This window comes from Cellulomonas biazotea, from assembly GCF_004306155.1.
GTDB classification, from domain to species: Bacteria; Actinomycetota; Actinomycetes; order Actinomycetales; family Cellulomonadaceae; genus Cellulomonas; species Cellulomonas biazotea.
Genome location: NZ_BIMR01000098.1, coordinates 1 through 2,919 on the forward strand (window position 1 = coordinate 1; position 2,919 = coordinate 2,919).

The window sequence follows — 2,919 nt, forward strand, 5'->3', positions numbered from 1 at the left end:
GCGCCCCCGACGCACGTCAAGTCCTGGGTGCGACGCGTCGATCAGTGACACATGCCGCTGTTCCGCCGTACCCCGAGGTCCACGGACGGGTCCGTCGTCCCCACGCCGCACGGACCGGCCGGTGCCGAGCAGGTCGACGTCCCGCCCACCGGTGCGCTCGAGCCGCTCAACGCGGCCGAGCTCGTGTGGACGGCCCAGCAACGCGGGCTCGTCGAGGAGCTGTGCGACGGCTCCGCGGACCCGCAGGCCGTCGGCGACCTGTTCGACCGCGTGCAGGCGACGTGGCTCGCGACCGAGGACCGTCCCGACCCCGAGCCGCTCGTCAACGCGTTCGGCGTCGCGCTCGGCGACCTGCTCGTGCAGCGCGTGCCCGGGCTGTCGTGGGCGTCGTACCGCGACGAGGCCGGGCCCGAGCTGGTGCTCGCCCACCCGACGCACGACCTCGTGCTCTTCCCGATCGGGGCCGTGCGCCGCGAGTGGGGCTCGGCGCCCGAGCGCTGGCTCGTCGTGCAGGTGCACCGCACCGCGGGGACCGCGCTGGCGGTCCTGTCGGGCGGCGAGCCCGAGGCCTGACGCGCGAGCACCCGCGCAGCGGGACGGCGGTGGACGCGCGGCAGCCCCGCGGGTCGGCGTCGGGCCTGCGACGGGCGAACGTCGGCCGGCGGCGGGTCAGAACAGCGTGTCGACGACGACCGCCGGTCCGGCTGCACCCGGTGCGTCCGGCGCGAGGTCGAGCACCTGTGTCGTGGCGACCTGAGCGCGCCGGGCCCGCGCGGGTCGGCCCGCGGTCGCCACGACGGGCACGGACGCGGGTGCTGACGCGGGTGCTGACGCGAGTGCCGACGCGACGGGCTCGGCCGCCTCGCCGGCCCAGAGCCCGGGGGCGGTCGGCAGGCCGTCGCGCGCCTCGCGCGCGGCGATCCCGGCGAGCTCGTCGGCCCGCTCGTTGAACACGTCGCCCCGGTGCCCGCGGACCCAGGCGAACGCGACGGGACCGGAGCGCGCGGCGATGGCCCGGTCGATGGCCTGCACGAGCGCGAGGTTCTGCACGGGCCCGCCGCTCGCGGTGCGCCACCCCTTGCGCTTCCAGCCGTGCACCCACTCCGACGAGCACTTGATGGCGTACTGCGAGTCGGCCTCGATGCGCAGCGGCTCGTCGCCGGGGTGCGCGAGGACCGCCTCCAGGACGGCCCGGAGCTCCGCGACCTGATTGGTGCCGGAGGCGGACCCGCCGCTCGCGTGGGTGCCGTCGTGGTTCGCCCACGCCCAGCCGATCGCCCCGCCGGGGTTGCGCAGGCAGGAGCCGTCCGTGCTGACCGTGATCACGAGCGTCGATTGTGCCGTGCGACGGCGCCCGTTCGGGCGACGGGCTCATCTTCGCGGCCCGGCGCGCCGATGCGAGGCGTATGACGACGATCGACGACGTCGACCTCTTCGGCGACGCATTCGCTGGCTTCCGCTCGGTCGGCGTGGCGCGGCACCGGCACCGGGGCTGGCTGTCCGCGCTCGCGCTGCTCGTGGCCGCGGGCATGGTCGCGTTCGCGTTCGTGTGGGCGCGCGGTGACGGTGCGGCCGCTGCTCCCGAGCGCGTCGACGCGCACACGCTGCTGGCGGTGCTGGCGGGCGAGCAGGTGCACGCCGACGTCGTCGCGTCGTCCGACCTGGAGGGCCTGGGTGTCCGCTCGGCGTCGACGCGGTTCCTCGTCGAGACGCCGACGGGTGCGCACTACGCGGCGGTCGGGACGACCGGCGACCTGTGCCTGCTGACGGTCCCGTCGGGCGCCCTGCCGTCGGTCGCGTGCGTCGCGGCGGTCGAGGACGCGAACGTCGCCGCGCAGGGGGTGTGGGTGTCCGCAGACGGCGGACCCGCCCCGGCAGCCGACGAGGGCTGGCGCGAGGCGGGTCCGAACCTGTGGGTGCGGGACTGAGCGGACCGCTCGGTCCCGGTCCCGCGGCGTCGACGCCCGGGCTCACTCCCCGGGGAGGCGGAGCCGGGCCCCGAGGGCGACGGCGGCGACCACCGCGGCTGCGGCGGCGAGCACGACGTCCTTGAGGACGTACTGCGCGGTGAGCGTGGGCCCGCCCGCGGGGAACAGCTCGTCGAAGAAGAGCACGAGCGGCGACATGATGCCGACGAGCGCCCCGGCGAGCAGGACGAGCCCGGTCTTGAGGAACCGGCCCGTGACGAGCGTCAGGCCGATGACGGTCTCGAGGACGGCCGTGAGCAGCAGCGCCGCCTCGGGGCCGACGAGCCCGAACGTGAGCTCGCCGATGGTGCGCTGCGCGAGCTCGGCGGCGGGGCTGACGCCGGGGAAGAACTTGAGGACGCCGAACCCGAGGAACACCAGGCCGAGGGCGACCCGCAGGGCCGTGACCGAGTGCCGGGTGAGCACGTGGGCCAGGCGGTCGACGGCCGTGTCCGCGAGCGCCCGGGTGCGGGCGGTGCGGGTGGGACGGCGCGTCGTGCGGGGGGCGTCGGCGAGGGTGTTGTCGGGGACGGGCTGGGTGGTGCCGGCCGCGCGGCGCGCGGACGGCGTCAGGGTCGAGGACATGGTGGTGCCTTTCGGGGCGGGCCCACGTCGGGCCGTCGGGGTGCCGGCGGTCTCCGGCGGATCCGTGGCTACCGGTCGGTAACTACGGATCAGCAGGAGGGGTCCTCCCGATGTCTGATACGCCCGGTTTCAGCGATCACCCGGACGGGTGACCAGGACGTCGCGCGCCTCCGTGTCGCCGCTCCACGCGTCGCGACCGGCCCCGCGAAGCGACGTCGCAGGTCAGTCCGCCGACGCCAGCGCGTCCACCACCCGCTTCACGCTCGACGCCAGACCCCACCGCTCCGCGAGCGCGACCAGCCGCTCCGGGTCCGCCGCGACCCGCGGCAGGGCGTCGTCGACGTCGCCCACCGGGGCGTCGTCGGCC

4 protein-coding genes are annotated in these 2,919 nt (G+C 76.2%); 2 read left to right on the forward strand and 2 right to left on the reverse strand.

Annotated elements, in window-relative coordinates; genetic code table 11:
• Positions 1-51: 51 nt before the first annotated feature.
• Positions 52-573 carry a DUF3806 domain-containing protein gene (locus tag CBZ_RS07910; protein ID WP_130781031.1) on the forward strand — a complete coding sequence of 174 codons (522 nt, stop codon included), beginning with the start codon at positions 52-54 and terminating at the stop codon, positions 571-573.
• A gap of 96 nt (positions 574-669) precedes the next feature.
• Here the strand turns inward: CBZ_RS07910 and CBZ_RS07915 are convergent, their stop codons facing one another.
• Complete coding sequence (locus CBZ_RS07915; RefSeq protein WP_130781032.1) at positions 670-1,326, reverse strand: ribonuclease H family protein; 657 nt, start codon at positions 1,324-1,326, stop codon at positions 670-672.
• An 80-nt stretch (positions 1,327-1,406) separates the two neighbouring features.
• Here CBZ_RS07915 and CBZ_RS07920 point away from each other — a divergent pair, with 80 nt between their 5' ends.
• The gene (locus CBZ_RS07920; RefSeq protein ID WP_130781033.1) at positions 1,407-1,928 is read left to right on the forward strand and encodes a hypothetical protein; all 522 of its coding nucleotides are present in this window, start codon (positions 1,407-1,409) and stop codon (positions 1,926-1,928) included.
• Between the two features lie 42 nt (positions 1,929-1,970).
• On the opposite strand, the gene CBZ_RS07925 is transcribed toward CBZ_RS07920, so the two are convergent.
• Complete coding sequence (locus tag CBZ_RS07925) at positions 1,971-2,552, reverse strand: DoxX family membrane protein (protein ID WP_130781034.1); 582 nt, start codon at positions 2,550-2,552, stop codon at positions 1,971-1,973.
• Positions 2,553-2,919 lie beyond the last annotated feature (367 nt).

What these genes read in the sequence shown, in the direction of transcription:
- CBZ_RS07910 (WP_130781031.1), top strand. Translation starts at nt 52, where the DNA reads ATGCCGCTGTTCCGCCGTACCCCGAGGTCCACGGACGGGTCCGTCGTC.
- CBZ_RS07920 (WP_130781033.1), top strand. Translation starts at nt 1,407, where the DNA reads ATGACGACGATCGACGACGTCGACCTCTTCGGCGACGCATTCGCTGGC.
- CBZ_RS07925 (WP_130781034.1), bottom strand. Translation starts at nt 2,552, where the DNA reads ATGTCCTCGACCCTGACGCCGTCCGCGCGCCGCGCGGCCGGCACCACC.